30 protein-coding genes are annotated in these 24,675 nt (G+C 62.6%); 17 read left to right on the forward strand and 13 right to left on the reverse strand.

Going from position 1 to position 24,675, the window contains the following annotated elements; translation table 11 throughout:
- The first annotated feature begins 218 nt into the window (after positions 1-218).
- Complete coding sequence (locus tag IB279_RS05260) at positions 219-833, forward strand: TetR/AcrR family transcriptional regulator (protein WP_034789290.1); 615 nt, start codon at positions 219-221, stop codon at positions 831-833.
- Between the two features lie 57 nt (positions 834-890).
- Here the strand turns inward: IB279_RS05260 and IB279_RS05265 are convergent, their stop codons facing one another.
- The 5 genes from IB279_RS05265 to gstA all read right to left on the reverse strand — a co-directional run bounded on the left by IB279_RS05265 (position 891) and on the right by gstA (position 4,967).
- A complete protein-coding gene (locus IB279_RS05265; RefSeq protein WP_060516230.1) occupies positions 891-1,409 on the reverse strand; it encodes a DUF1697 domain-containing protein in 519 nt (172 codons plus the stop codon).
- 70 nt (positions 1,410-1,479) lie between these two features.
- On the reverse strand, positions 1,480-3,588 hold the full coding sequence (locus IB279_RS05270) for a S9 family peptidase (RefSeq protein WP_034789294.1): 2,109 nt from the start codon (positions 3,586-3,588) through the stop codon (positions 1,480-1,482).
- A gap of 147 nt (positions 3,589-3,735) precedes the next feature.
- A complete protein-coding gene (locus tag IB279_RS05275) occupies positions 3,736-3,948 on the reverse strand; it encodes a 4-oxalocrotonate tautomerase family protein (protein WP_060516229.1) in 213 nt (70 codons plus the stop codon).
- Between the two features lie 9 nt (positions 3,949-3,957).
- Positions 3,958-4,353, reverse strand: coding sequence for a nuclear transport factor 2 family protein (locus IB279_RS05280; RefSeq protein ID WP_034789298.1), 396 nt, complete (start codon positions 4,351-4,353; stop codon positions 3,958-3,960).
- A complete protein-coding gene (gene gstA, locus IB279_RS05285) occupies positions 4,350-4,967 on the reverse strand; it encodes a glutathione transferase GstA (RefSeq protein WP_309139229.1) in 618 nt (205 codons plus the stop codon). Before gstA ends, IB279_RS05280 begins: the two co-directional genes overlap by 4 nt.
- Before the next feature lie 134 nt (positions 4,968-5,101).
- On the opposite strand from gstA, the gene IB279_RS05290 reads away from it, so the two are divergent.
- Positions 5,102-5,503, forward strand: a complete 402-nt coding sequence (locus IB279_RS05290; protein ID WP_060584291.1) for a helix-turn-helix domain-containing protein — start codon at positions 5,102-5,104, stop codon at positions 5,501-5,503.
- A gap of 3 nt (positions 5,504-5,506) precedes the next feature.
- Here IB279_RS05290 and IB279_RS05295 read toward each other — a convergent pair whose 3' ends face one another.
- A complete protein-coding gene (locus IB279_RS05295; RefSeq protein ID WP_162741109.1) occupies positions 5,507-6,427 on the reverse strand; it encodes a LysR family transcriptional regulator in 921 nt (306 codons plus the stop codon).
- Positions 6,428-6,574: 147 nt separating this feature from the next.
- Between IB279_RS05295 and IB279_RS05300 the strand changes: the two genes are divergently transcribed.
- From IB279_RS05300 to IB279_RS05315, 4 genes are all read left to right on the forward strand, one after another.
- On the forward strand, positions 6,575-6,847 hold the full coding sequence (locus tag IB279_RS05300; RefSeq protein ID WP_112770413.1) for a DUF2798 domain-containing protein: 273 nt from the start codon (positions 6,575-6,577) through the stop codon (positions 6,845-6,847).
- Positions 6,848-7,014: 167 nt separating this feature from the next.
- A complete protein-coding gene (locus IB279_RS05305; protein WP_192339115.1) occupies positions 7,015-7,206 on the forward strand; it encodes a hypothetical protein in 192 nt (63 codons plus the stop codon).
- Entirely contained in the window at positions 7,203-7,379 is a 177-nt protein-coding gene (locus tag IB279_RS05310; RefSeq protein ID WP_192339116.1) for a hypothetical protein, read from the forward strand. Before IB279_RS05305 ends, IB279_RS05310 begins: the two co-directional genes overlap by 4 nt.
- A gap of 112 nt (positions 7,380-7,491) precedes the next feature.
- A complete protein-coding gene (locus tag IB279_RS05315) occupies positions 7,492-8,250 on the forward strand; it encodes a trans-aconitate 2-methyltransferase (RefSeq protein ID WP_113187084.1) in 759 nt (252 codons plus the stop codon).
- A gap of 64 nt (positions 8,251-8,314) precedes the next feature.
- Here the strand turns inward: IB279_RS05315 and IB279_RS05320 are convergent, their stop codons facing one another.
- Both IB279_RS05320 and IB279_RS05325 read right to left on the reverse strand, forming a co-directional pair.
- Entirely contained in the window at positions 8,315-10,474 is a 2,160-nt protein-coding gene (locus IB279_RS05320; RefSeq protein WP_113187085.1) for an inverse autotransporter beta domain-containing protein, read from the reverse strand.
- Positions 10,475-10,640: 166 nt separating this feature from the next.
- Positions 10,641-11,480, reverse strand: a complete 840-nt coding sequence (locus tag IB279_RS05325; RefSeq protein ID WP_192339117.1) for an SDR family oxidoreductase — start codon at positions 11,478-11,480, stop codon at positions 10,641-10,643.
- A gap of 130 nt (positions 11,481-11,610) precedes the next feature.
- Here IB279_RS05325 and IB279_RS05330 point away from each other — a divergent pair, with 130 nt between their 5' ends.
- Positions 11,611-11,967, forward strand: coding sequence for a helix-turn-helix domain-containing protein (locus IB279_RS05330; RefSeq protein WP_034789314.1), 357 nt, complete (start codon positions 11,611-11,613; stop codon positions 11,965-11,967).
- A gap of 61 nt (positions 11,968-12,028) precedes the next feature.
- On the opposite strand, the gene IB279_RS05335 is transcribed toward IB279_RS05330, so the two are convergent.
- A complete protein-coding gene (locus IB279_RS05335; protein ID WP_113188879.1) occupies positions 12,029-12,907 on the reverse strand; it encodes a VOC family protein in 879 nt (292 codons plus the stop codon).
- 300 nt (positions 12,908-13,207) lie between these two features.
- Here IB279_RS05335 and IB279_RS05340 point away from each other — a divergent pair, with 300 nt between their 5' ends.
- Positions 13,208-13,630, forward strand: coding sequence for a universal stress protein (locus IB279_RS05340; protein ID WP_029742913.1), 423 nt, complete (start codon positions 13,208-13,210; stop codon positions 13,628-13,630).
- 65 nt (positions 13,631-13,695) lie between these two features.
- Positions 13,696-14,040 (forward strand): TraR/DksA C4-type zinc finger protein, encoded by a 345-nt coding sequence (locus IB279_RS05345; protein ID WP_029742914.1) that lies wholly within the window; start codon positions 13,696-13,698, stop codon positions 14,038-14,040.
- Positions 14,041-14,042: 2 nt separating this feature from the next.
- Here the strand turns inward: IB279_RS05345 and IB279_RS05350 are convergent, their stop codons facing one another.
- Positions 14,043-14,513 carry a GNAT family N-acetyltransferase gene (locus IB279_RS05350; protein WP_192339118.1) on the reverse strand — a complete coding sequence of 157 codons (471 nt, stop codon included), beginning with the start codon at positions 14,511-14,513 and terminating at the stop codon, positions 14,043-14,045.
- 243 nt (positions 14,514-14,756) lie between these two features.
- Here IB279_RS05350 and IB279_RS05355 point away from each other — a divergent pair, with 243 nt between their 5' ends.
- The gene (locus tag IB279_RS05355; protein WP_029742916.1) at positions 14,757-15,413 is read left to right on the forward strand and encodes a hemolysin III family protein; all 657 of its coding nucleotides are present in this window, start codon (positions 14,757-14,759) and stop codon (positions 15,411-15,413) included.
- A gap of 7 nt (positions 15,414-15,420) precedes the next feature.
- Here the strand turns inward: IB279_RS05355 and IB279_RS05360 are convergent, their stop codons facing one another.
- The 3 genes from IB279_RS05360 to IB279_RS05370 all read right to left on the reverse strand — a co-directional run bounded on the left by IB279_RS05360 (position 15,421) and on the right by IB279_RS05370 (position 18,136).
- Positions 15,421-15,945 (reverse strand): hypothetical protein, encoded by a 525-nt coding sequence (locus IB279_RS05360; protein ID WP_049811034.1) that lies wholly within the window; start codon positions 15,943-15,945, stop codon positions 15,421-15,423.
- Between the two features lie 105 nt (positions 15,946-16,050).
- Complete coding sequence (gene msrB, locus IB279_RS05365; protein ID WP_060516222.1) at positions 16,051-16,458, reverse strand: peptide-methionine (R)-S-oxide reductase MsrB; 408 nt, start codon at positions 16,456-16,458, stop codon at positions 16,051-16,053.
- 85 nt (positions 16,459-16,543) lie between these two features.
- Positions 16,544-18,136 carry an EAL domain-containing protein gene (locus IB279_RS05370; protein ID WP_246801854.1) on the reverse strand — a complete coding sequence of 531 codons (1,593 nt, stop codon included), beginning with the start codon at positions 18,134-18,136 and terminating at the stop codon, positions 16,544-16,546.
- A gap of 423 nt (positions 18,137-18,559) precedes the next feature.
- On the opposite strand from IB279_RS05370, the gene IB279_RS05375 reads away from it, so the two are divergent.
- The 7 genes from IB279_RS05375 to mnhG are packed head-to-tail and all read left to right on the forward strand — an operon-like array spanning position 18,560 to position 24,492.
- Positions 18,560-20,920: a putative monovalent cation/H+ antiporter subunit A gene (locus tag IB279_RS05375; RefSeq protein ID WP_113188875.1), complete on the forward strand. Its 2,361-nt coding sequence runs from the start codon at positions 18,560-18,562 to the stop codon at positions 20,918-20,920.
- Positions 20,917-21,336 (forward strand): Na(+)/H(+) antiporter subunit B, encoded by a 420-nt coding sequence (locus tag IB279_RS05380; RefSeq protein ID WP_034789325.1) that lies wholly within the window; start codon positions 20,917-20,919, stop codon positions 21,334-21,336. Before IB279_RS05375 ends, IB279_RS05380 begins: the two co-directional genes overlap by 4 nt.
- On the forward strand, positions 21,336-21,713 hold the full coding sequence (locus IB279_RS05385; protein WP_060604062.1) for a Na+/H+ antiporter subunit C: 378 nt from the start codon (positions 21,336-21,338) through the stop codon (positions 21,711-21,713). Before IB279_RS05380 ends, IB279_RS05385 begins: the two co-directional genes overlap by 1 nt.
- Before the next feature lie 7 nt (positions 21,714-21,720).
- Positions 21,721-23,283, forward strand: a complete 1,563-nt coding sequence (locus IB279_RS05390) for a Na+/H+ antiporter subunit D (protein WP_113188874.1) — start codon at positions 21,721-21,723, stop codon at positions 23,281-23,283.
- On the forward strand, positions 23,280-23,756 hold the full coding sequence (locus IB279_RS05395) for a Na+/H+ antiporter subunit E (protein WP_034789330.1): 477 nt from the start codon (positions 23,280-23,282) through the stop codon (positions 23,754-23,756). The genes IB279_RS05390 and IB279_RS05395 overlap by 4 nt, the downstream gene beginning before the upstream one ends.
- Entirely contained in the window at positions 23,753-24,136 is a 384-nt protein-coding gene (locus IB279_RS05400) for a cation:proton antiporter (protein WP_034789332.1), read from the forward strand. Before IB279_RS05395 ends, IB279_RS05400 begins: the two co-directional genes overlap by 4 nt.
- Complete coding sequence (gene mnhG, locus IB279_RS05405; RefSeq protein ID WP_034789334.1) at positions 24,133-24,492, forward strand: monovalent cation/H(+) antiporter subunit G; 360 nt, start codon at positions 24,133-24,135, stop codon at positions 24,490-24,492. The genes IB279_RS05400 and mnhG overlap by 4 nt, the downstream gene beginning before the upstream one ends.
- The last annotated feature ends 183 nt before the right edge of the window (positions 24,493-24,675 follow it).

Consider the following 24,675-nt stretch of genomic DNA (forward strand, 5'->3'; position numbering starts at 1 on the left):
TCTTGGCTGAAGGGCCCGCGGATGCCTCCAACACCGCAGAACCAAGTAAATTTCTGCCTTATGATCATCTTCTAAACTAGACGACTTGCGGTATACTATTGCTAATATACTAAATTATTGTCGAAAAATCAGTGACTTACTGGCTTGCAGCCGCCGCTGCGCTAGGAGCTGGCCACCGAGTAATTGCTGGAAACCGTACCAATGGTAGGGAGCAGCTAATGCGAAAGGGTGAGGAAACGCGCGCCAGAATCCTCGACGTCGCCGAGGCGGCGGTGCTTGCAAAGGGTTTCGGCGCGACTTCGATCGACGAGCTGATCGCCGAGACCGGCATCACCAAGAGCGGATTCTTCTACCATTTCCGCGACAAGAACGAACTCGCGCGGGCTCTGCTCGAGCGCTACATCGAGAACGACGAGCGCATCTACGACGAGATCTTCGGCCGCGCCCATCAATTGTCAGACGACCCGCTGCAGGCTTTTCTTCTGGGACTGAAGATGCTGTCGGAAATTCTCGCTGACCTGCCGAACGGCCATCCCGGCTGCCTGGTCGCGGTGATGTGCACGCAGGAGCGTGCTTTCGATCGCGAGATCCAGGAGATCAACCGGCAGGCGGCGCTGATGTGGCGTCGGCGTTTCGGCACGATGTTCGAGGCGATCATGCAAGTCTACCGGCCACGCGAGCCGCTCGACGTCGACCAGCTGGCCGATATGGTTTCGACCGTGCTTGAAGGCGGCATCATCCTGTCGAAGGCGCTGAAGCAGCCTGAAAGCCTGCCGCAGCAGCTGCTCGTGCTCCGATCCTTCGTCCGGCTGCTGTTCCAGCCGGCAGCCTGAGCAATTCCAGGAAAAGTGTGGCGCGGTTTTCCGTCCGGAATGGCGCCTTGCGGTGCGTCAACCTTCCATCTCAAGCGCCAAGGCAGCAAGCTTGCGCACCGTGTTGAGGTTGCGCGCGGTGCCTGGCTTGGCGGCCGGCAGCTTGAACTTCGAACGGCCGGAGCCGTTCGGGAAGTGGATATAGATCTCAGCTCCGGCAACCTGGGCTTCTTCGCCATCGGGTGCCACGAGTTTGTCGAGCGCGTCTGATGGTGCCGGCTCGCGCAGGAAAACGACAAGCAGCAGATTGGGCTTGGCGTCCGGGAAGGGGGCCTGATCGGCGATCGCCTGCAATTGCGCGCCGGTCCTGATCATCACGCCTGGCGCCTTACCGAGCTTTTCCTGAAGTGCGCTGTCCAGCATTGCCGCCGCGTCTGCCGCCGGCAGATCGGAGCGGAACAGCACGTTGCCGCTCTGGATGTAGGTCTTGACGTCGGCAAAGCCGAGCCCCTCGCAGATCGCCTTGAGGTCGGCCATTGGAAGCGATCCCGTACCACCGACATTGACGGCTCGCAGCAGGGCGACGTGGACGGGCATGGCGGGACCTTTCACATCAGGTGGCAATGGGATGAGAAAAACGCAAACAGGTTTCCTCATCCCGATCCGTTTACATCTTGCCGGCGACCTTGATGGCAAAGGCGTATTCGAAGGCGATCTCCTCGAGCCGCTGGAAGCGACCCGAAGCGCCGCCATGGCCGGCGTCCATGTTCGTCTTCAACAGGATCGGCGCGCTGCCCGTCGTCTTCTCGCGCAGCCGCGCGACCCACTTCGCCGGCTCCCAATAGGTGACGCGCGGATCGGTGAGACCGCCGAGTGCCAGGATCGCGGGATAGGACTTCGCCTCGACATTGTCGTAGGGCGAGTAGCCGGCGATGATGTCGTAGAACTCGCGGCTCTCGATCGGGTTGCCCCATTCCGGCCATTCCGGCGGGGTCAGGGGCAGGGTGTCGTCGAGCATGGTGTTGAGCACGTCGACGAAGGGTACGGCCGCGATAACGCCGGTGAACTTCTCCGGCGCCATATTGGCGATCGCGCCCATGAGCATGCCGCCGGCGGAGCCGCCTTCTGCGACGATCTTCGCGTAGGACGTGAACTTCTGTTGATTCAGATAGTCAGCGGCCGCTATGAAATCCTTGAAGGTATTGGTCTTCTTGGCCATCTTGCCGTCTTCGTACCAGGCAAAGCCGCGATCCTTGCCGCCGCGGATATGGGCGATGGCATAGACGAAGCCGCGATCGGCCAGCGACAGGCAATTGGTGTTGAAGCCGGCTGGAATGGTGATGCCATAGGCGCCATAGCCATAGAGCAGGCAGGGCGCCGAACCGTCGAGCGGCGTGTCCTTGCGGTAAAGCAGCGTCACCGGCACTTCGGTGCCATCCCAGGACGGCGCGAAGACGCGGCGGGTGACATAGTCGTCCGGGTTGTGGCCCGAAGGCACTTCCTGGGTTTTCAAGAGCGTGCGCGCGCGCGTCGCCATGTCGTAGTCGAAGAGCTGCGACGGCGTGGTCATCGACGAGTAGGAGAAGCGGATGACGTCGGTGTCGTATTCGGCAGCACCGGAAAGGCCGAGCGAATAGGCCTCTTCGGCAAAGGCGATCGCGTGCTCTTCGCCGGTCTTGCGGTCGCGGATGACGATCTCCGGCAGGCCTTCGCGGCGCTGCAGCCAGACGAGGTGGCGGGCATAGGCCATGTGGCTGAGGATCAGTGTGCCGGGCTTATGCGGCACCACCTCGCGCCAATTCTCCTTGCCCGGTGCCGTGACCGGCGCTTCGACGATCTTGAAGTCCTTGGCGCCGTCGGCATTGGTGAGGATGTAGAAGACGTCGCCGCCTTCGGTCATCGCGTATTCGAGCCCGGTGACGCGCTCGGCGACGAGCTTCGGCTCAGCCGTCAGATCCTTTGTCGAGAGCAGTCGGTATTCGCTCGTCTCGTGATCGTGGATGTCGATGTAGATGAAATCGTCGAGCAGCGAGCCGCCGACCGACATGAAGAAGCCGGGATCCGTCTCCTCGAAGACCAGCCGGTCGTCGGTCTGGGCGGTGCCGAGGATATGGTGGAAGATCTTCGACGGGCGGTGGTTGTCGTCGAGCACTGTGTAGAAGAAGCTCTTGCCATCGGGCGCCCAGGCGCCGCCGCCGCCGGTGTTCTCGATCACGTCTGCCAGGTCTTCGCCCGTTGCGAGGTCGCGCACCCGAAGCGTGAAATACTCCGAACCCTTGTCGTCATAGCCCCAGATGCCGAGGCTATGGTCGGTCGAATGGTCGAGCCCGCCAAGGCGGAAATAGGCCTTGCCTTCGGCTTCCTTGTCGCCGTCGAGCAGCAATTGCCGGATCGCCTCGTCCTTGTGGTCGCCATCACGGGGAATGCGGAAGTAACGCGGCTGCTCGCCGCCGGTGACATAGGCATGGCCGTAGGCGAAGGGACCGTCCTTGACCGGGATCGAGCTGTCGTCCTCCTTGATCCGGCCGCGCATCTCGGCAAACAGCGTCTTCTGAAGAGCCTTGGTGTCATCCATCGCCGCGTTCATGTAGGCGTTTTCGGCCTCCAGATGCTTGCGGATATCAGGATCGAGGATCGAGGGATCCTTGAACATCGCCTGCCAATTGTCCGCGCGCAGCCAGGCATAGTCGTCGGTGCGGGTAATGCCGTGGCGCGTGTCGCTGACCGGCTTCTTTGCGGCGACGGGAGCTTTGGGGAGGTTGCTGAATACGGACAAGATACGTCTCCGGGATCAATGCGGCGGGAGACAATGAGATAGAGACCCTGTCGAAAGCGATCAAGCGCAATCGAGCTACGCGCGGATCACCGCGGCATCGGGTGGGCTGCTGCCCCTTCCATCGTGGTGGGTAGGGGCAGCGTGTTGCTACGATTTTTCGCCGACCTTTCGCCGGTACGCATCAACCGGCAATCCACCGACGCCCCAGTCTTCGAGCGCCACTTCGTCGATGACAACGAAGGTGGTGGCCGGATCCTTGTTGAGCACGGTGTGAAGCAGATCGGTGACGCCCTTGATCAGGGTTGCTTTCTGCTCGGGGGTTGCACCCTCGCGGGTTATCTTGATGTTTACGTAGGGCACAAGCTTCTCCTATTGCGCGGATGCGATGTCGTAATGGAAGACCTTGGCGATGATCTGCCAGCGGCCGTCAAGAAAGACCAGGGACAAAAAGTCGGTGAAGGCCTTCTCGCCGATGGCGCATTGCACCTTGGCAAATGCGGTTACGGGGCCTGCGAACTCAATGGAAAGAATACGGTCGATGCGCGCTTCGTCTCGGCTTTCGGGCGAGGGACGTTTTTCGACGATCGGAAAGTACCTGTTCATGTCGAGTTCGAGCAGGGTTCCGTCCGTTGCGGTGGCATAGAGCGCCTTCGGGTGGAAGACTTGCCTGAGAATGTCGGTGTCGCTGCGATAGAGCCCGTCGAAGTAGCGTTGCAGGACGTGGACGATGGCTGCGAACTGCGGATCCTTCGGTGACGCGCTCATGCCGCGACCAGGCCTTCCGCCTGCATTGCGCTGCGCACGGCAGGACGTGTGCCGATCCGTTGCATGTAGGCTGCGAGATGCGGCCATTGCGTGAGCGCGATCCCGGTGCCGCTGCTCCAGTTGACGACCGTGAAGAGATAGGCGTCGGCGACGGAGAAGACCTCCCCGAGCAGGTAAGGGCGCCCGTCCGCGAGCAGGCTTTCGACATGGGTCAAGCGTTTCGCCACCTGCAGCGTGGCTGCCTCCTTTGCATCGGGGGATGCGGTCGGGTCGAACAGCGGCGAGAAGGCCTTGTGCAGTTCCGATGAGATGAAGTTCAACTGTTCCTGAAGGCGGGTGCGCGCCAGCGTGCCGTTTTCAGGCGCAAGTTTCGCCGCCGGAAAGCGATCGGCGATGTACTGCACCACAGCAGCACCTTCGGTAACGACCTCGCCGCTTTCCAGCACCAGCGCCGGTACGTAGCCCTTGGGGTTGACCGCCTTGTAATCCGCACCGGTCTCGGTGCGATGAGTCTTGGTATCGACCCGGACGATCTCGAAATCGGCACCGGCCTCGTGCAGGCTGATATGGGGGGAAAGCGAACAGGCGCCGGGGGCGTAATAGAGCTTCATCATCTGGTTCCTTCTGAAATGATTGTCCGTTTGTCGAGGACGGCGGAACCTAAGCGGAAGCGGTAACCTTTGTATATCAGATAACCTTATGTTACCTACCTTTCCGGTTTCCCCGCGGTAACTGGAAAGTTTTGCCCATGAGCTTGAAAATTCGGAAAAATCGGGCCGCGGCCTTGCCGCCGAACTGCCCGGTCGGCGAGTGCATGGTGCTACTCGGCGGCGCATGGACGCCGAACATCCTCTGGTCCTTGAGCGCCGGGCCGCGCCGCTTCAGTGAACTGAGGATCGACGTGCCCGGTATTTCGGCAAAGGTGCTGAGCACTCGGTTGAAGGAACTTGAGGAAAAGGGTGCTGTCGAGCGGCGGATCATGCCGACGTCGCCGCCTTCCGTGGAATACAGCCTCAGTGAGCTCGGCGCGGAGTTCATCCCGGCCATCCATGCCATCGTCGAGGTCGGCTATCGGCTGAAGCAGCGGCGAGGCGTCGAGGTCGTGCGCAAGGAAACGGCTGCCGCTCCGGTCCCGGTCACCGGTGGGTAAGACCTACCAGCGCCCCTTCAGGCTCTGCACCGCATGCTCGATGAACGCGCGCACCTTCGGCGTTTGCGCCTGGCGGTCGGCAAAGCAGGCATAGAAATCGAAGGGCTCGTGGTCGGTGCTGGCCAATCCCTCCTGCGGCAGTTCGCCGAACAGCGGCACCACCAGCCCGCGTTTGATCAGCGGCGCTGCGATGAAGGCGCCGAGCCGGGTGATGCCGGCGCCGGCGATCGCCATCTCGGCGAGCGTGTCGATATCGTTGCTGACGATCGTCGCCTTCAGTTCCGGCTCGAAGCGCAGGCCGTCGCGGGTAAACGCCCAGCGAAAGATCCGGCCATGCCCCGCATAGCGGTAGACGAGGCAATCGTGGTGCACGAGATCTTCGGGTTGCTGCGGGCGGCCGCGTCGCTCCAGATAGGAGGGGGCTGCACAGATGATCATCGGCACGGAGGCAAGCTTGCGGGCAATCAGCCCCTGTTCGAGCTGCAGGCCGAAGCGCACGCTGATGTCGATGCCTTCGCCGATATGATCGATCTCGCGGTCGGTGACGACGAGCTCGATCGAGACATCCGGATACCGGGCGGCGAAGGAGGGGACGAGCGGCGCCACCACATGACGACCGAAGGCGACGGATGAGGCGATCTTGAGCGGCCCGCGCGGCTCGGTGCTGAGTGCCGAAACGGCGGCGGCTGCAAGCTCCAGCTCGTGTACGACGCCGCGCACCCTCTCGTAGTAAATCCGCCCGCTCTCGGTCAGGCCCAACTGGCGCGTGGTGCGGCTGAGCAGCCGGCTGCCGAGCGTTCGCTCCAGGCGGGCGATGTTCTGGCTCGCGGAAGCGGGTGTAATCCCGAGCTTTCGTGCCGCCGCGGCGATGCTGCCTTCCTCGACGCTCCTGACGAAACTCTCGACGCCGCGCAAAGTGTCCATAACCCAAACCATCGAATAGAAACATCTATTCGATGGTTTTGCCTGTTTCTGAACAAGGCTGCAATGGCCTACTTGGCTGCGACGCGATCCGTATAGTGCGGCCAGAAACGAGGGGGTGGTCCCCTCGATCAAACCAGGAGACTTCTGATGGAAGACACCCTATCGGCGCCGCGGCTCGCGCGCAGCCGCAAGCTGCCGCCGCGTGCGGCCCCCGTTGCCTTCGCCTTCTTCATGTCGGCGATCATGGCGTTCCTGATGTGCTGCGTCATCGTCGGCGTCAACACCGGCATCGACGCCGGCTACCCGGCCCGCGTGCTCGGTTCCTACGCGCTCGCCATGCCCGTCGCCTTCATCTGCGTGCTCATGGTCCGCCCCGTGGTCGCGCGGCTGGTCGGCGTCGTCTGCCGCCTGCCGGGCTGACAAGACCCCGTCCCGGAAAACCGGGACGGGCGGCTTCGCCCCACGTCGTCATGGGATAAGGGGCGCTCTCGCCGTGAAAATCCATTCAGTTGCAATTCAGCCGAGGGGTCGCATTCTGTTTTCTGCCGCAACGACTGGCGGTCTGATCAAGGGGCAAGGAGATGGGCATGTTGAACAAGCTGGTGCAGACCGCCATTCTGGCCGGGGCGCTCTCCGCCGCACTTCCCGCTACCGCAAGCACATTTGTCGCCTGGGAAGTGTCTGGGGTCGACTGGAACGACGTGCTCAACGCGCGCGCCTGGCCATCCTCCTCCTCGGCGATCCGCGCGGCTATCCCAACGGCACGAAACTGCAGATGACCGGCCGCTGCATGAACGGCGTCGATCTCAAGCGCATCGCCCGCTGGTCGGCTTCCGCCCAGCGCCAGGCCGTGCGGGCCACCTGGTGCCAGATCTGGCACGATCCGCAGCGCAGCGGAAACTGGCAGGAGGGCTGGGTTTACGGCAAGTTCATCCGGCCGGCGCGCTTCTGACACGTTTGGGCGGTGACGATAAAGCGTCGGCGTGGCTGGCAAACAACAGCCCTGGTCGCATACTCCCGTATAAAGCACAGCGTTGCTTTGTTTTATCGGGAGCAGAGGTATCGTGAACAATACCTATGGCAGACTTGCCTCTCATGTTTATAATTTAGACAAATATATTGGAAGGTCCTTCGGCGACATCGAGTATTATCGGCAGAGGCTGGACGGCTATCGTGGGCCGATCCTCGAACCAGCCGTCGGCAACGGCCGAGCGCTGATCCCGTTGCTGGAGGCCGGTTTCGATGTCTGCGGGTTTGATGCCTCGCAGGACATGCTCGACTATTGCCTCGCCCAATGCGCCGGCCGCGACTTGGCGCCGGCCCTGTCTCGCCAGACCTTCGAGACCTTCACCTATGCAAAGCGCTTCGATGCGATTGTCGTGCCCGCCGGTTCGTTGCAGCTGATCGCCGACCATGCAGCGGCATCAGCCGTGCTGAAGCGCTTTTACGATCACCTGGCGCCGGGTGGTCGGTTGATCTTCGATCTTTACCCGGGCGACATGGTCGCCGACCTGCAGCCGAATATCCGCAGTTGGCAAACGGAGGCGGGCGACCTTTTGACCCTGACCAGTCAGCGGGTGAGGACCGACATCCTCGGCCAGACGACCGTTTCGCACCTGCGCTACGACCTCTGGCAGGAGGGACGGCTGGCGTCGAGCGAGCTTGAATTCTTCACCATGCGCTGGTGGGGCGTTCAGGAAATGCTGCTGACGCTGCAGGCAGCCGGTTTCGCCGATATCGTCGTTTCCGGCGATTATACCTTCGGCCGTGCTCCAAGGGACGGTGACCATGTCGTCACCTTCGAATGCCGACGCCCGGTATAGATCGCGCGGCGAAGCAAACCGGACAAAAGAGCCACGCCCGGTCACCCGGGCGTGGCTTCGGCTATCAGCGGCAACGGGCCGCGGCGTTGCCCTGATCGAGCTTGACGCCGTTGACGGTCAGCACCGAACCCGGCGACTGGGTGATCGTCCCGGCCGACCAGCCGTTGTCGAGCAGGCAATCCTTCGGCGTGTTGCTCACGCTGACATTGCCGGTGATGTCTTCGGTCGGGCCCGAGAAGTAGAGGCCCGCCTTGCCGGCTTTGTCGACGGTCATGTTCTTCAGCACGACGTCGCGCACCGGTCCTCCAAGGAACTCGAACTCGTTGCCGTAGATGAAGGCGCCATAGGTGCCGGCATTCGTTACCTTGACGTCCTCGAGCGAAATCCCGGAGACGGGATTGAAGAAGATGCCGGCGTTGCGGGTACCGTCGACGGTCAGTCCCTTGACGTTGACGTTGGTGGTCGTCGCATCGAGGTTCGGGCTCGAGACCAGCATCAGACCGTTGATGCCGCCAAAGAGCCGCATGTTGTTGATCGCGACGTTGGAGGTGCCCTGCAGCACAACGAGATCCATGTCCCGGTCCTGCTTGGCATTGTCGACCGTTACACGGTTGAGCCTGACATCCTTGCCGGCGACGAGCAGCACGCCTTCGCGGCGGGAGTTGCTGATCGTCACGTTGTCGAGCGTGACGTTCTGCGTGCCGGTGACCAGTTCGTAGTCTGTCCGTCCGACCTTCCTGAACTCGCCGCCGGCAAAGACCCCATAGGTGACCTTGTCGATGACAGTGTCGCGCACCGTCACGTTTCGGCTGCCGACGGAGCTGACGGCGGCATAGGGCGCCTTGTTGGGGTTGTAGATCGAGAATTCGCAGGTCGTGTTGTTCTCGCAAATGTAGAGGTCGTGGATGCGGCTGTCCTGAACCAGCGCGCCATTAACGCGCGTGAAGCGAATGCCGTCGTGGTTGGTGGCGGCAATGTCGACCTTGTCGACGGTGACATCTGCGGCGTTCGTGGCCGAAATGCCGGCTAGGCCGCCGCGGACCGAAAGCGACGAGATGGTACCGCCGGACGCCATGGCAATCACGTCCTGGGCCGGGTTGTAGCCGGTGATCGTGGTGGCCGCACCCTGATTGACGAAGGTTGCGGTCGCGCCGCTGCGCGCGCCGCTAACGGCAATTGCGCCGCCGCCGCCAAGGAGTGTCTGGTCGTTGCCGAGCGCGAGTGTGCGGTCGAGACCGAGGTTGCCGTCCGCGAGGATCAGCGCGTCGGCGCCGGCAGCCCCGATCAGGGCGTTGATGTCGGAGGCATTGCCGGAAGCCGAGGAAACGGTCACCACCCGGCCGGCGTTACGGCCGGTGCCGGCAAGCTGCGCGGCCTCGACATCGCCGGTGGCGCCCGCATGGGTGCGGATGCGGGTGGCGCGCTCGACACGCTGGGTCATCGGATCGAAGGCGTCGGCGGTCGAGCCGGTCGCGCCGAACGGGATGCGCAGCCGTGCCATGACGGCGCCCTTCAGCTTGTCCTCGTTGTCATAGGTGCCGGTCACGCCGAGCGAGACGGTCGATCCCTCGGAAAGGCCCGGCAGGTCGGCAAAGGTCAGTTCCGCACGCAGCTTGGCGCCGAACATGTCGCCGAGGTTGCGGCCGCCATACCAGTAGCTGCCGCCGAAAACCTTCAGCTGAACGTTGGAGTCTTCCGCAAAGACAGGCAGGCGCCCGCCGATTTCGGCGTCGATGCCGCGTCGCGCCCGTTCCTTGCCTTCCTGGAAGACGAGCACGTGGTCGCGCACATAGGCGGCATTGAAGGCGCTCAGCGTCTTGGCGCCGGTCAAAGGCAGATAGAAGTTGCTGCGCATTTCGAGGTCACCGCTGAGCGCCTCGAGGCCGAAGGACAGCTGGCTGAAGGCGTTGCCGTGGTCGCTCTTCAGATAGTCGTAGTAGCCGTAGCCGCCGATGACCCATTGGTCGTTGGCGCGGAAACGATAGCCCACGCCGACGGAGCCCTGGCGGACGGAATCGTTGGCAATGGCCCCGCGTGTATCGATGAAAATCGCATCGCCCGAATCGAGCACGAAGGGGAGGAAAAAGCCGCCGCCGGCAGCTGACCCGCCGCTGAAGAAGCCGCCTTCGATTTCCGCCTGCGGACGAAAATCCACCGCCAGCGCGGGGCTCGAAAGAAGGGTGCTGCTCGCCAGGGCAGCCGCAAGAAAATTCTTATTTTTCATATTATTAACTCCGCATGAATGCGACCTTGGGCGAGGCCGATTGGGCATGCGGTTAAAATATGTGAGTATAATACTCAAGTTTATTGATCGGTTGTCTGGGAACTATCCAGCGGCGTGTTGACGCAGGCCGCCCGCGCGGGAACGAGCGGCCATCGTCCGGGTTAGGTCAGGCCCTGAGAGCCTCGGCATTGTCCTTGGCGTAGGTTTCCAGGCTACGCGGCTCGTGGCCTGTCAATATCTTTACGTCGCCGGTAGGGTTTTCCACCCAGCCTTCGCGCACGGGATGGAAGATCGACGCGAGGAAGCGGGCGTAGTCCTCGGGCACCCCGGCGCCGACCAGCACGCCGACGAAGGTCTCGTCATCGATAGGCGTGTAGGCGATGGGCTTAACGGTCACGCGTGACAGGATCGCTGCCGCCTCGCCGTAGCTCAGCGCTTCCGGCCCGGTGAGGTTGAAGGCGCGGCCGTTGAAGGCTTCGCTGGTCAACGCTGCCACGATGCTTTCGGCAATGTCGCGTGTATCGATGAAGCTCGTCCTGCCTTCGGCCGCCGGAAACGCGATCGCGCCGTGGCGGATACCCTCGATCCAGTAGCTCTGGAAATTGTCGGAGAACCAGTTTGGCCGGAGGATGACGAAGGGTGTTCCGGTTTTCTCGAGCTGCAGCTCAAGTTGGCGATAGGGGATGTTGTCGTCCGCATCGACGCCGATGACGGTCATCAGCACGACCTTGATGCCGCGCGCGGCAGCGGCGGCCATGATCGGTCCGACCAGCCCGACCGGGTCGAGATATCCCGCCGGTGTCAGAACGAACAGGCGGTCGACGCCGTCGAGCGCCGGGCCAAAGGTCGTGGCATCCTCGTAGTCGAAGGCGACGGCTTCCGCGCCATCAACGGCTGTCGCCTTTCGGGACGCAGCCCTGACCGTTTCGCCACGCGCGACCAGCGCCCGTACCACCTTGCTGCCGATCGTCCCGTTCGATCCAAGAACCAGAATCTTGCCTGCCATCACCGTTCTCCTAAGTATCCAAATGAAACCATGTTGCGGATGGATACTGGATATTGGTCCGGGAAAATGCTGTAAAGGAGGCAGTTTTTGGTGACATGGTTTCCGCCCGGAAACCGCGATGGGGTGCCCGATGGAGTACGACGTCTATATCCAGACCTGTCCGACCCGCCTGGTGCTGGACAGGCTTGCCGACAAATGGGCCGTGCTGGTGCTTGGAAAGCTCGATGAACAGCCGGTGCGCTTCAACCAGTTGAAGCGCGAGATCGACGGCATCTCGCAGAAGGTGCTGTCGCAGACCCTGAAGAAGCTGGAGCGGGACGGGCTCGTCAGCCGCAGCGTCTTTGCGACGGTGCCGGTGACCGTGGAATATGCGATCACGCCGCTCGGTCGCACGCTGACCTCGACGGTCGCGGCGCTGACGCGCTGGGCGGAGGAGAACATCGAGGCTGTGCTGCAAGCCCAGCAAAAATACGACCGCAGCGCCTGAGGCGGCTGCGGCCGGCAAGTTTGCCACTGGCGCAAAGGCGCCTGTGGCCTGGGAGAGAGGATCAGGCGACGAGCTTGAGGCCGATGCCCCAGGGGTCGACGAGGCTGTGGCCATTGCCGTTGCGGCTCACAGCGATTTCCAGCGTATCGAGCTTTGCGAGCGCCGCTGTGAGCTCGCCCGGCTCCTTGTACTGGATCGTATAATCCGAAAGTCCGGTCATGTGGCCTTCGCGCTTCGGCGCACCCCGCGAGTTCCAGACATTGGCGGCGACGTGATGGTGGTACTTGCCCGCGCCGAAGAAGCTCGCGCCGGGATAGCGTGCCATCAGCCCCAGGCCCAGCACGTCGCGGAAGAAAGCATCGGCCTGAGGAATATCGGACACCTGCAGATGGATATGGCCGATGGCCGTCCCGTCCGCCATGCCGCCCCAATTGTCCTTGGGTGCTTCGTCGTAGAGCGCCTGCAGATCGAGCGGCAGCGTATCCATGCCGACGGTCCCATCCGGCTTAAACGTCCATTCGCTCCGCGGCCGGTCGCGATAGACTTCGATGCCGTTGCCTTCCGGATCGGCGAGGTAAATCGCCTCGCTGACCAGGTGGTCGGACGCGCCCTGCAGCCTGATATTGTTGTGCGCGATATGGGCGAGCCAGCGGCCGAGTTCTTCGCGGCTCGGAACAAGAAAGGCGTTGTGGAAGAGGCCAGGCGCGTTGCGTGGCGCCCGCGCGGCGTTGCCTTCGGTCGTCAGGGTCAGCAGCGGATGGCCATTGACGCCCAGCGTCTCGCCGCTCTTGCTCGCTTCGATCGGGCTCAGGCCCATGATCTTCTGATACCAGGCGGACACGGCCGGCAGATCCTGGACGACCAGATGCGCATGCTCGACATGCGCGGGCATGGCAAGCGCATGGTCGGTTGGCATGTCGAAAGTCTCCTGCGAGGTCATGTCTGTCTCCTTGGCATCGAAGCTACGGCCGGTTCGTCGTTTCAGTTTCATCGAAACTGTTGGGAATATGGGCCGCCTCGTTCGTTCACGGAAGCCTGTCAGTCACTTGATGTTGTGTTCGACGCGCGTTGACAGTGGTTGTCGTCGCCCTACCTCATTTCGAGTGGGGCCATGCGCGCGCAGCGCTTTCGATTTGATTTCAATCAAAGCCGAAGATGCCGTCGAGGCGCAATCTTGAGACGAGGGATTGGCCTGTGGCAACAGCCTGGCGATCCGCGTGGGCAACAGAAGGAGTACAGCATGTACAAGAAGATCATCGTCCCGATTGCCATGGATCAGCTCGAACACGGCGAGTCCGTGCTCGGCATTGCCGAAAAGCTGATCGATGAGGGGGGCGAGATTATCCTGCTGAACGTCGTCGAGGATCTGAACGCCTATGCGCAAGGCTACATGATCGTGGATTTCCCGCTGGAGATGGTCGAGGAATCCCGAAAGCAGGCGTTAAAGACGCTCGAGGCGCTCAAAACGAAGCATGGGATCAAGGGCCGCATCGAAATCCGCACCGGCGGGGCCGCCGGCACCATTAACGCCCTTGCCAGCGAAGAAAACGCCGATCTCGTCATCATCGCGTCCCATCGGCCGGGTCTCATCGACTACTTCATCGGATCGACGGCAAGCCGGGTCGTCAGCCATTGCCCCTGCGCCGTTCTCGTCGACCGGTAAGCCACGAACAACAAGAGCGCATGCGGCGCGAGACCTTCGCGCCGCCACCGCCAAGGAGTCTTCAGATGGACAAACATGGGCTTGACGACTTTCACGACCGCCTGACACGCCGCAAGGCGGAGCTGCAGGGGCGTCTGGTCAGGATCGAGCACGATCTCGATGAGCCGATGAACGCTGATGTCCCGGACCGGGTGACCGAGCGGGAAGGGGACGAGGTTCTCGAAGGCCTTGGCCTTGCGGGCCAGGAGGAGATCCGCGCGATCGATGCCGCGCTCGATCGGATCGCCGCCGGCACCTTCGGAACCTGCGTGCGCTGCGGCCTGCCGATTTCGGCGGCGCGCCTGCAGGCTGTGCCTCATGCGCCACTCTGTCAGGAGTGCGCGGCCGAGGTCGCCCGCGGCGGGCGTTGACGTCAGGCGGTCGGACCGCTCGCCAAATCCACTTTCAGTCGGGGAAGGAACCGCCCGGGGATCACGCTCGACGCGACGACCCCGTCATCGACCGCGCCCACGCGGCGGTAAAAGTCGGCAGCGCCGGGATCCGCATCGATCGTCATGACCGTTGCGCCGCGCTTGCGGGCGGCTGCGACGCACCAGTCGAAAAGCTGCCGGCCAATGCCTGCCGCCCGTGCTTCCGGCTCGATGAACAGCTTGTCCAGTTCGACCACCTGTCCGCTCCCGCGGACCTGCGCCAGACCGAGGATGCGCTCGCCCTCCATGGCGACTTGAAGGTCCGAATCCATCCAGTCGTCGGCGGTGAGCGTCAAAGCCGCCCGGCATGCCTCAAGGAAGGCGGGGTCATAACCCCAAACGGCCTTCGATCGCAGGCAGAGGTCGCTGAGCGCGGCCGCCTGATCCGGCTGAGGGCTACGCAAGACTGACATGATGATCCTCCCGATCGCATCCTTCGGCCGTTCATGTGGTCATCGCCGTGGCCTTCGGCAAGTCTCCCGTCAAACTTCTCAGACTGGTCATGCGATTGTTGTAATGCGTTGCAAAAGTTGATGCTTTTGCCACGTCCCTGCTTCTTTGCCGCGGCGCGGCCTTGTGGCAGGATGGTGGAAACGTTGCGGTGCGACGGGGCATGCGCGCCGCCGGAGAAGAAAAGGCTCGGGGAGAGGGAAGACGTGGAATTCGCAGGCGTCAAATGGAACTATGACCGTTCGGAACTGATTGCCGACGGCATCGTCCACGGCATCGGCCTGGCGGCTGCCTTGGTTGGCGTGACCGCGCTGATCTTCTACGCAACGCTGTGGAGCACGACCGGCCAGCTTGCCGCCGCCGCCGTCTATGGCGCGGGACTGCTCGCGACGCTCTCGATCTCGTTTCTTTACAACCTCTATCCGGTTTCACGCACCAAGTGGTTCCTGCGCCGCTTCGACCATTCCTCGATCTTCGTACTGATCGCCGCGACCTATACGCCCTTCCTGCAGCGCGGCCTCGATGATCCCTTCCTGTTCGTGATGCTGATCGGCATCTGGGCTATCGCCGGCCTTGGCGTTGCCATCAAGTGCTTCTTCCCCGGCCGCTTCGACCGGCTGGCGATCCTGCTCTATCTCGCCATGGGCTGGAGCGGCGTGCTCGCGGTTGGCCCGCTGCTGTCGGCGCTGACGGCAACGACGCTCGTGCTGATCCTGATCGGCGGTATCATCTATTCTGCCGGCGTGATCTTCCATGTGTGGGAAAAGCTGCGCTTCCAGAACGCCATCTGGCATGGCTTCGTCGTAACCGGAGCGGCGGTACACTATTCGGCCGTGCTGACCTGTTTCAGCGCCGCGTCCTGAGCGGGGATCAGTTTGGCGCTTCGCCGGCGGCCGCGGCGACCGGTGGATGCTGGCAACCTTCTGAAGGTCTCAACGCCTCCGCCATGCGCGAAATCACGCCATCGAAGCTGGTGAGCCGGGTCTTGCGGTACTGCAGGCGGAAATAGGCGGCACTGCCGTCACAGAGCGCGATCGCGCGGGTGTAGAACACTTCGTTACCGCGCGCGCCCGAAAAACTCGCCCAGGCGGCCGTCACACGCGAATAGGAAATCCGCCAGTCACCCTCCCGCTCGTAGCCCATGCGGTCGTTGACGTCGGTCTCGAAGTCACCGTCCATGAGTGTGCTGCCGAAGACCGAAAGGGTCGCGCCGTTGTCGTTGGCGTGAAAACTCGCGCCATCGCCATTGTCGCCCTGGCTCTGCAGTTCGAACCCGGGGGGAATGTCGAGCACGTAGCCAAAGCGTGCGTTGGCGTAGGGAACCCAATCCTCGGCCGCCGCCGCCGTCAGGGCGGAGGGGAGCAGCAAGGCGAGGGCAGTCAGGATGCGTAGCATGCGGACCTCCTCTCGCTTGCTCGATCTATTGCTTCTAGCGCCGTTTGCGCCATGGTGCCGTTCCCGGCGGAACAGCACCCATGCCACTCCTTCCGCGCCCCGGTGTCAATCCTCGGTAAACGTCATGGCATGGCCGTTCAGGCAATAGCGGAGCCCCGTCGGCGGCGGGCCGTCGGGAAAGACGTGGCCGAGATGCGCATCGCAATCGGCGCAGCGGATTTCCGTGCGCACCATGAAATGGGAGCGGTCCTCGATCTCGCGGATCGCCTGATCGTCGACCGCGGCGAAGTAGCTCGGCCAGCCGCAACCGGAATCGAACTTGGTGTCGGAGCGAAACAGCGCCCGGCCGCAACAGACGCATTCGTAGGTGCCCGTCTGTTTGTTGTTGAGGAACGGACCAGTGAACGGACGCTCGGTGCCGTGCTGTCGCGTGACGCGATACTGCTCCGGCGAGAGCTGTGCCCGCCACTCCGCATCGGTTTTCACCACCTTCGGCGTCTTTACGGTCGTCATGAAAGTCTCCTGTCGTTGCGGCGACTATATAGGAATGCAGGACCGCGCGCGCAAACATCACCAGGCCGCGTCCGCGTGAAGGGCCTCAAGCGATTTCGCGGCGGATCACCGCCGGCCCGGCCCCGAGCCTGCGTTTGCTGTCATTGTAGAAGGCAATGAACTCGGCCGCCGGCAGCGCCTTGGAGAACAGCCAGCCCTGGCCGTATTGCACGCCGCGCCCAATGAGATAGTCGGCCTGTTCCTGCCGCTCGATCCCCTCGGCGACGATGTAGAGATCGAGCGAATTGGCGATGTCGATGATATGCGGCGTGATCGAGCTGGTGGCCGAATCGGTGCCGACCGTATCGATGAACGACTTGTCGATCTTCAGCGCATCGAGCGGTAGCTCCTGCAGGTATTGCAGGCTCGAATAGCCGGTGCCGAAGTCGTCGATGGCCACGGAGTGGCCACGCCGGCGCGCCTCCTCTATCGTCGCCCGGGCGGATTTGACGTCCATGAAGCCGCGTTCGGTTGCCTCCAGCCAGATCTGTTCTGTAAGTACGCCGGTGTTTCGAAGCGCCGCCTCCATTACCGGCAGGATGCGTCCGGATTTCAGGTCGTCGGCGGCGAGGTTGATCGCGATGTGCAGCGAGCGGTCGGCGACGAGCACGCTCTTCAATTCGGCGATCGTCGCATAGAGGACCTGATCGGTGATTTCCTCGATCAGTCCGTTTTCTTCCGCAAGAGGGATGAAGAGATCTGGCCGGACCATCTGCCCATCGGGGCGCCGCCATCGCACCAACGCCTCCGCGCCGACGCAGATGCCGCTCTTGAGCTCGATCAGCGGCTGGTAGTGCACAATGAACTCGCGCCGCTGCACGGCAATCGAAAGCTCGCCAAGCGGCGACAGACGACGCCGGGATAGCCAGACGACAAGCCCGACCATCAGCGCCGCGACCAGCGCCCCGACTGGCAGGAGCAGCAGGCGTTCCCGATCCATGTCGCTGAGAATGGCGATGCTGGGCGCAGTGGCAACGGCGATCCAGTCGGCGTCCCGTGATGTTGCAAACAGGTCCTCGGCATTGCTGCCGGTCTTCGGAAGATCGGCGAGCCGTTCCGTCAGCGACGGGTCAGGATCGTTGAGGGTGCTGACCAGCACGCCGTTTTTGGTGGCGACTGCAAGCCGGGTGCCGGGCTCGGCGATCACGTCGACGAACCGGACCGGGTTGGTCAGCACCGTGTAGGAACGATACCGGAACGCCGTCATGGGCGCGCCGGTGCTGATTGTCGGATACATCCGCGGGATGACTTCGACGCCGTTGCTCGCAAAGAAATCGGCAGGCGGCGAGCGGGTGAGCCGACGCGGCGGGTAACCCCACGAGGTGCATCTGAGCAACCCGTTCTCGAAGTAGCCGATATCCTCGATGGCGGTCGTGTTGACGACGAGGGAGCGCAAGGCTGCGATATGCGTGGCCATGCATGGCGGCATGTCGAACCGGTCGGCCGTCTTCAGCGCCCGGGACGCTTCTCCGAGCGCGGCGTCTGCGCGCATGATGGCATAGTCGGCCAGGTGGGCGAGCCGGGCCTGTTCGCCGCGCACGGCGATCGACCAGGAAAGATAGTAGGCCGCAAGCATCGGCAGGATCGCGCCGAGGGCGGCCAGGATACTGGCGATGACGACTATGCGAGATCGTTCCAAGCGGGTCCCGCCCTATTCGAGATAGTGATCTTCTGTTCCGTGCCTGCCGTTATCGATACTGAAGCGGGCAACCGCTTCTGAGCCGTTGCAAGGTCTGCCGGCTGAGGCTTGTGGTCGGTTCGCTCTGAATTGAGAAAGTCTGCAAATACAACTATCACGTCTTGCAGTTCCGTTTCCAGAATGTTCGATCTATCCCCCGCCGCCCGATGAATATTTTGCTAACAGCATTTTAATTGTTGTTGGCGGCCACCGCGTAAATCGCGCGAATCTGGTAATGCAAGGCTTCCGCTTCGGTTCGTCCGGCCGAACTGACGGATATATAACGCCGATTTTATCCGGATAAGGCTTGAGACCCCAACACCCTTCTTTTATGTCGGGAGTCCGATCGATCATACGATGAAATAAAAGGAGCAGGCCAGGACGATGGATGTTGCGGCCCTGACATTTCTGGCCCTCGCACTGCCTTTCGTCGCGGCATTGCTCGCGCCGCTTCTGACACGTCTTCTCGGGCACAACGCCGCCTGGGTGCTTGCGCTGTTTCCCTTGGCGATCGTGCTGCATTTTATCGGCTTCTGGCCGGAAGTCGCCAAGGGCGAGGTGGTTACGGGCGGCTATGCCTGGATACCCTCGTTCAATGTCAGCTTTTCCTGGCTGATCGACGGCCTGTCGCTCACATTCGTCCTGCTGATTGCCGGCATCGGCGCGCTGATCGTGCTCTATTCCGGCGGCTATCTGAAAGGCCACCCGCAGCAGGGGCGGTTCTTTTCCTTCATCCTGATGTTCATGGGCTCGATGCTCGGGGTCGTCGTCTCCGACAGCTTCCTGATGCTCTTTGTGTTCTGGGAACTGACCTCGATCACCTCGTTCCTGCTGATCGGCTTCGATCATTCGCGCGAGGCGGCAAGGCGCGCAGCCCTGCAGGCGCTGGTCGTAACCGGAGGCGGGGGCCTGTTCCTGCTTGCCGGACTGCTGATCATCTGGAATGTCAGCGGCGTCACCCAGCTCTCGCTGCTGTCTGCCTTCGGGCCGGAGATGCGCGAAAGCCCGTTCTATCTGGCGGCGCTGCTCCTGGTACTTGGCGGCGCCTTTACCAAGTCGGCCCAGTTCCCCTTCCATTTCTGGCTGCCGAACGCGATGGAAGCCCCGACGCCCGTCTCGGCCTATCTGCATTCGGCGACCATGGTGAAGGCCGGTGTCTATCTCCTGATGCGGCTGAACCCGGTGCTCGGCGGCACACCCGAATGGCAGATCCTTTTGCCGCTCTTCGGCGGCGCCACACTCGTCATCGGCGCGGCGCTCGCTTGCCGCCAGACTGACCTGAAGCTGATGCTCGCCTACACGACGATGGCGTCCCTCGGCCTGCTAGTCATGCTGACAGGGCTTGGCGCACCCCACGCGATCGAAGCGGCGGTGCTCTATCTTGTCGCCCATTCGCTGTTCAAAGGCGCCCTGTTCATGGTCGCCGGCATCATCGACCACGAGACCGGCACGCGCGACGTGACGAGGCTCGGGGGGCTTCGCTCCGCCATGCCGCTCACCTTCGTCATAGCGCTTGCCGCGGCATTCTCGATGGGCGGGCTGTTTCCCTTCTTCGGCTTCATCGCCAAGGAGGAGATCTACTACGCACTCTCAGGCTTCGATCGCCGTTCCCTGGTCTTTGCCGCGATTGCGATCCTCGGCAATGCACTGATGTTCGCGGTGGCCTTTGCCGTCGCGCTCAAGCCGTTCGTCGGTGCAAAGATCGAGACGCCGAAGGCGGCCCACGAGGCTCCGATCTTGCTCTGGCTCGGGCCGGCGCTGCTTGCCGCCAAGGGGCTCTCCGCGGCGCTGCTTTCCGGACTGACGCATGAACTGGTATCGACGCCGATGGCGTCGGCGATCGCGGGCGAACCCCGTGCGGTCACGATTTCGGTCGTTCCTCACGTCGGCTTGCCCTTGATCATGTCGATCGTGACCGCAGTCATCGGCATCGGCTTTCATCTGAAGCTCGACCGTGTGCGTGCCTTCATGGCGACGATCCTTGCCGATATCGGCTGGGGTCCGGATCGTGGCTTCGACCAGTTCATCCGCGGGCTCGTTCGTTTCTCCGTCACACTGACCCGCCGGCTGCAATCCGGGCGCCTCGAAGTCTACATGACCGCGACCTTCATCCTCATTGCCTTCGTGCTTTTGGTCGTGCCGATCGCCTATGGCGAGTTCCCGCGCGCGCCGTTCTTTGCCGCCGACGTGCCGCTGCATGAATTGGCGATCATGGCGATCGCGGTCATCGGCCTCATCGCCGTGGTGCTTGCTGCCGACCGGTTGACCGCCATCGTTTCGCTCGGCATCCAGGGCTTTGCCGTCGCGGTCATCTTCCTGCTCTATGGCGCGCCGGATCTGGCCTTCACCCAGTTCATGATCGAGACGCTTTCGGTCGTCGTCCTTGCGCTTGTGATGACGCGGCTCCGGTTGTCGCCATCGGACCATCGTCCGCTTGCGCAAAAAATCCCGGATGTCGCGATCGCCCTTGCCTGCGGTCTCGGCTTCGGGCTGATGCTGTTGAAGGTGACGGGTGTACCCTTCGATGCGACGCTCACCGACTTCTTCAATCTCTACTCGAAGTCGATCGCCCACGGCGCCAATGTGGTGAACGTCATCATCGTCGATTTCCGCGGCACGGACACGCTGGGCGAGATCGCAGTGGTGATGGTCACGGGTCTTGCGATCCTGTCCTTGGTTCGCTTGAGGGCGGGTTCGCTTCGACGCGTCGCCGATAACGATCCGGATGCGGAGGAACGCGCATGAAGTCGGTGATTTTCCGCGCCGTCGCGCCGTTCCTGACGAGCCTCATGGTGCTTTTTTCGATCTTCGTCCTGTTGCGCGGCCACAACGAGCCGGGCGGCGGTTTCATCGGCGGCTTGATCGCGGTGTCGGCGCTGGCGATCTACGGCATCGCCTGCGGTGTCGAGACGGTGCGCCGTGCGATCTATTTCCACCCGATGGCGATTGCCGGGGCAGGCCTCCTGGCCGCGACGGTCGCCGGCCTGATCTCGATCGCCGCCCGCGTTCCCTTCATGACCGGCCTTTGGGTCTATCCCTCGGTGCTCGGCCTGGAAGTGCCGCTCTCGACGGTGATGCTGTTTGATTGCGGCGTTTATCTCGTGGTCGTCGGCGCGATCAGTTCGATTGCGCTTTCGCTCGAAGAGCGGGGAGGCGAATGATGGAAGCCTGGTTCGCTCTGCTCGTCGGCATCTTCTTCACGGTCGCCGTCTATCTGCTCCTGTCGAAGTATGTCATCCGGGTGCTGCTTGGCGTTGCCATCCTCGGAAATGCCGTCAACCTCCTGATCTTTACCGGTGGCCGGCTCACGCGTGGCATCCCGCCGGTCGTTCCCAGCCACAAGGATGCGCTCGTCGGCCCCGCCGCCAACGCCCTGCCGCAGGCGCTGATCCTGACGGCGATCGTCATCTCCTTCTCCTTTTTCGCGTTCCTGCTGGTTCTTGCGTGGCGGGCATACGAGCAGCTGCAAACCGACAATACCGACGAGATGCGCGTTGCCGAGCCGAAGGACGAGCCGGCCGCGCCGCTTGGATACTGACCGACCCATGGCCGCTACAACCTCTCCCCCCGCAGATCTCTCCGCCGCGCTCGTGCTCGAGCCCGTCGCGTCTGCCGACTGGCTGGTCATCCTGCCAGTTGCCTGGTGCCTCGCAATCGGCGCGCTGCTCGTGATGCTGCGCCGGAAAATTGATTGGCATCCCTACATCGCGGTTGCCGGCCTGGCCGGGCTCGTCATCATCGACGCGCTCCTACTTCGCCATGTCCTTGCAAGCGGACCGGTAACGATGGTCATGGGGCGCTGGCTGCCGCCTTTCGGCATCGCCTTCACCGTCGACCTGACCGGCGCGCTCTTTGCTTTGACGGCCTCCGTCGTGGCGCTTGCCGGCGGCATCTCTTCGCTCGCCGACATCAACGACAGCGGCCGGCGCTACGGCTTCTATCCGTTCCTGATGCTGCTGATGGCCGGCGTCTCCGGCGCCTTTCTGACCGGCGATATCTTCAATCTCTATGTCTGGTTCGAGGTGTTGCTGATCTCGTCCTTCGGCCTGATCGTGCTCGGCTCCGAACGCGAACAGATCGACGGAGCGGTGAAATACGGCTTCCTCAACCTGGTCGCGACGACCCTGTTCCTGATCACGACCGGCTATCTCTATGCGAGCTTCGGCACGCTCAACATGGCCGACATTGCCCGCAAGGCCGAGGGGCTCGCGGGTACGGCGCCGCTGATGACGCTGACGGCGCTGTTCGTGCTTGCCTTCGGCATGAAGGCTGCTGCCTTTCCGGTGAACTTCTGGCTGCCGGCGTCCTATCATACGCCGCGCGTGGTCGTGTCGGCGCTCTTTGCCGGTCTGCTTACCAAGGTCGGGATCTACGCCTTGATCCGCGTTACCGTCATGCTGCTGCCGGTCGAGCGTGAAGAACTGAGCTTCGTCATCGCCATTGCCGGCGCGCTGACGATGCTCGTCGGCGTTCTGGGCGCGTTGGCGCAGACGGATTTCCGCCGCATGCTCGGCTATCTCGTCGTCTCCGGCATCGGCTCGATCCTTGCGGGTGTCGCTGTCGGCGGCCCGGGCGGCATCGGCGGCGCGATCTTCTACGCGCTGCATTCGATGCTCGTCATGACCGCGCTTTATCTCGCGTCCGGTGTCGCGGCGAGGCTCGGCGGCAGCTTCTCGCTTGTCTCTCTGGCGGGCCTCTATCGCCGCCATGCCGGTTTCGCGGCGCTGACGCTCATGCTTGCCTTCGCCGTCTCCGGCCTGCCGCCGTTCTCCGGCTTCTGGCCCAAGGTGATGCTGGTCAAGGCGGCGCTCGATATCGGCGCCTGGTGGCTGGCGGCGGTCCTGCTTCTGACCGGCTTCCTGACGACCATCGTCACCGGCCGCTTCTTCCTGCTCGCCTATTGGCGTGATGCGGCCTCTGGTGAGGGCGGCGCTGCGTCTGCGACGATCGCGCCGGCGGCACTTCTGCCGCTTGCAGCCTTGACTGTGCTGGCGCTCGCGATCGGTCTTTATCCGGAGCCGTTGCTTGCCATGGTTCAGAGTGCAGCGGCGGGCCTTTCCGAGCCGTCGGCCTACCTGGACTCGGTCTTCCCGGGAGGTGCCCCGTGACCAAGTTCCTGACCATCAATCTCGTGTTCACGGCGATCTGGGGCGCCATCAGCGCCAGCTTCTCGCCGGCCAACCTGATCCTCGGTTTTGCCGTCGGAGCACTGTCGCTCTTTCTCATCCGGCGCGAGCTTCAGCCGGTTGCCTACCCTGTGCGCCCGATCAAGCTTTTCCTGCTGACGGCGCTGTTCTTCAAGGAACTGGCAATTTCGGCGACCAAGGTCGCCTTGCTGGTCATTCAGCCGAAGATGGTGTTGAAGCCCGGCATCTTCGCCTATCCGCTGACGGTCAAGAGCGACTTCGAAATCGCGCTGCTGGCCAATCTCATCACGCTGACGCCGGGAACGCTGTCGGTCGACGTCTCCGACGACCGCCGCACGCTCTATGTTCATGCGCTCGACTGCGCCGATCCGGGTGGCCTCAGGCGCGATATCGCCAATGGCTTCGAGCGCCGGATCAAGGAGGCTTTCGAATGACCCTGTCGGCGCAGATTCTCGCCCTTGCCACCGGCTTTGCGTTTGTCGTCCTGTCCGCAGCGCTTCTGATAACGGTCTGGCGCATCATCCGCGGCCCGACATTGCCGGATCGGGTGCTCGGCCTCGATATGCTGGTGGCGATCGCCATCGGCCTCATCGCTGTCGTTGCCATCCGCACCGGCTTCAACCTTTACATCGACATAGCCATCGCGCTCGGCCTTGTCGGTTTCCTGGCAACGGTCGCCTTTGCCCGCTTCGTCCTCGCGCGCGGCCTGTCGCCGGAGAGGGCGGCTGTCGAAGGGGGCGGAGTGCAGGTCAAACGCGCGTCGGCGACGAGAGGCAAATCGACGCAGCGCAAGCGCAAGGGGGCGCGCCGATGAGCCCGGTCCTCGAGATTGCCGTCACCCTGCTGGTCGCCGTTCTGTTGGTTGTCGGCGCGATCTTTTCGCTGCTGGCGGCGATCGGCATCATCCGTTTCCCCGATCTCTATACGCGCATGCATGCGGCCTCCAAGGCCGGCACGATCGGATCGGGCCTGTTGCTTCTGGCCGCAGGCGTGCATTCTCTCGATCCAGCCATCTTGATTCGCGCGCTCGCAGGCTTCTTTTTCTTCGTTCTGACTGCGCCGATCTCGGCTCATCTCCTGGCAAAAGCCGCACATCAGGTAGGTTACAGGCTGACAAAGCTGTCTGTCATAGATCAGCTTCCGCAAAAGGAAGAGCCGCGTCGCGACTGATCGACGACAGTTCTGAAACTGTATTTCAGAACATTACGATCGAGTGTGGCCATTTTAGCAATTTGGAGATAAACTTGCTAAGTGTCGCTAAATTTATGTTTGGATTTTTCGCGCATCGATGTTAATCGAGTAAATGTAAAGTGTCGTCGTGGAAAATACTTTGATCTGAAATTCCAGCTTGAG

The organism is Ensifer sp. ENS06, assembly GCF_014852205.1.
Taxonomy (GTDB): Bacteria; Pseudomonadota; Alphaproteobacteria; order Rhizobiales; family Rhizobiaceae; genus Ensifer; species Ensifer adhaerens.

Excerpts from the sequence above, each read along its gene's own strand:
- IB279_RS05330 (WP_034789314.1), top strand. The coding sequence starts at position 11,611 with ATGGAGTACGACGTCTATATCCAGACCTGTCCGACCCGCCTGGTGCTG.
- mnhG (WP_034789334.1), top strand. The coding sequence starts at position 24,133 with ATGAGCCCGGTCCTCGAGATTGCCGTCACCCTGCTGGTCGCCGTTCTG.
- IB279_RS05310 (WP_192339116.1), top strand. The coding sequence starts at position 7,203 with ATGACCGGCCGCTGCATGAACGGCGTCGATCTCAAGCGCATCGCCCGC.
- IB279_RS05265 (WP_060516230.1), bottom strand. The coding sequence starts at position 1,409 with ATGCCCGTCCACGTCGCCCTGCTGCGAGCCGTCAATGTCGGTGGTACG.
- IB279_RS05350 (WP_192339118.1), bottom strand. The coding sequence starts at position 14,513 with ATGTCAGTCTTGCGTAGCCCTCAGCCGGATCAGGCGGCCGCGCTCAGC.
- IB279_RS05325 (WP_192339117.1), bottom strand. The coding sequence starts at position 11,480 with ATGGCAGGCAAGATTCTGGTTCTTGGATCGAACGGGACGATCGGCAGC.
- IB279_RS05290 (WP_060584291.1), top strand. The coding sequence starts at position 5,102 with ATGAGCTTGAAAATTCGGAAAAATCGGGCCGCGGCCTTGCCGCCGAAC.
- IB279_RS05340 (WP_029742913.1), top strand. The coding sequence starts at position 13,208 with ATGTACAAGAAGATCATCGTCCCGATTGCCATGGATCAGCTCGAACAC.
- IB279_RS05280 (WP_034789298.1), bottom strand. The coding sequence starts at position 4,353 with ATGAGCGCGTCACCGAAGGATCCGCAGTTCGCAGCCATCGTCCACGTC.
- IB279_RS05345 (WP_029742914.1), top strand. The coding sequence starts at position 13,696 with ATGGACAAACATGGGCTTGACGACTTTCACGACCGCCTGACACGCCGC.
- IB279_RS05260 (WP_034789290.1), top strand. The coding sequence starts at position 219 with ATGCGAAAGGGTGAGGAAACGCGCGCCAGAATCCTCGACGTCGCCGAG.
- IB279_RS05400 (WP_034789332.1), top strand. The coding sequence starts at position 23,753 with ATGACCCTGTCGGCGCAGATTCTCGCCCTTGCCACCGGCTTTGCGTTT.
- IB279_RS05295 (WP_162741109.1), bottom strand. The coding sequence starts at position 6,427 with ATGGACACTTTGCGCGGCGTCGAGAGTTTCGTCAGGAGCGTCGAGGAA.
- IB279_RS05380 (WP_034789325.1), top strand. The coding sequence starts at position 20,917 with ATGAAGTCGGTGATTTTCCGCGCCGTCGCGCCGTTCCTGACGAGCCTC.
- IB279_RS05385 (WP_060604062.1), top strand. The coding sequence starts at position 21,336 with ATGGAAGCCTGGTTCGCTCTGCTCGTCGGCATCTTCTTCACGGTCGCC.
- msrB (WP_060516222.1), bottom strand. The coding sequence starts at position 16,458 with ATGACGACCGTAAAGACGCCGAAGGTGGTGAAAACCGATGCGGAGTGG.
- IB279_RS05375 (WP_113188875.1), top strand. The coding sequence starts at position 18,560 with ATGGATGTTGCGGCCCTGACATTTCTGGCCCTCGCACTGCCTTTCGTC.
- IB279_RS05390 (WP_113188874.1), top strand. The coding sequence starts at position 21,721 with ATGGCCGCTACAACCTCTCCCCCCGCAGATCTCTCCGCCGCGCTCGTG.
- IB279_RS05360 (WP_049811034.1), bottom strand. The coding sequence starts at position 15,945 with ATGCTACGCATCCTGACTGCCCTCGCCTTGCTGCTCCCCTCCGCCCTG.
- gstA (WP_309139229.1), bottom strand. The coding sequence starts at position 4,967 with ATGATGAAGCTCTATTACGCCCCCGGCGCCTGTTCGCTTTCCCCCCAT.
- IB279_RS05300 (WP_112770413.1), top strand. The coding sequence starts at position 6,575 with ATGGAAGACACCCTATCGGCGCCGCGGCTCGCGCGCAGCCGCAAGCTG.
- IB279_RS05335 (WP_113188879.1), bottom strand. The coding sequence starts at position 12,907 with ATGACCTCGCAGGAGACTTTCGACATGCCAACCGACCATGCGCTTGCC.
- IB279_RS05305 (WP_192339115.1), top strand. The coding sequence starts at position 7,015 with ATGTTGAACAAGCTGGTGCAGACCGCCATTCTGGCCGGGGCGCTCTCC.
- IB279_RS05320 (WP_113187085.1), bottom strand. The coding sequence starts at position 10,474 with ATGAAAAATAAGAATTTTCTTGCGGCTGCCCTGGCGAGCAGCACCCTT.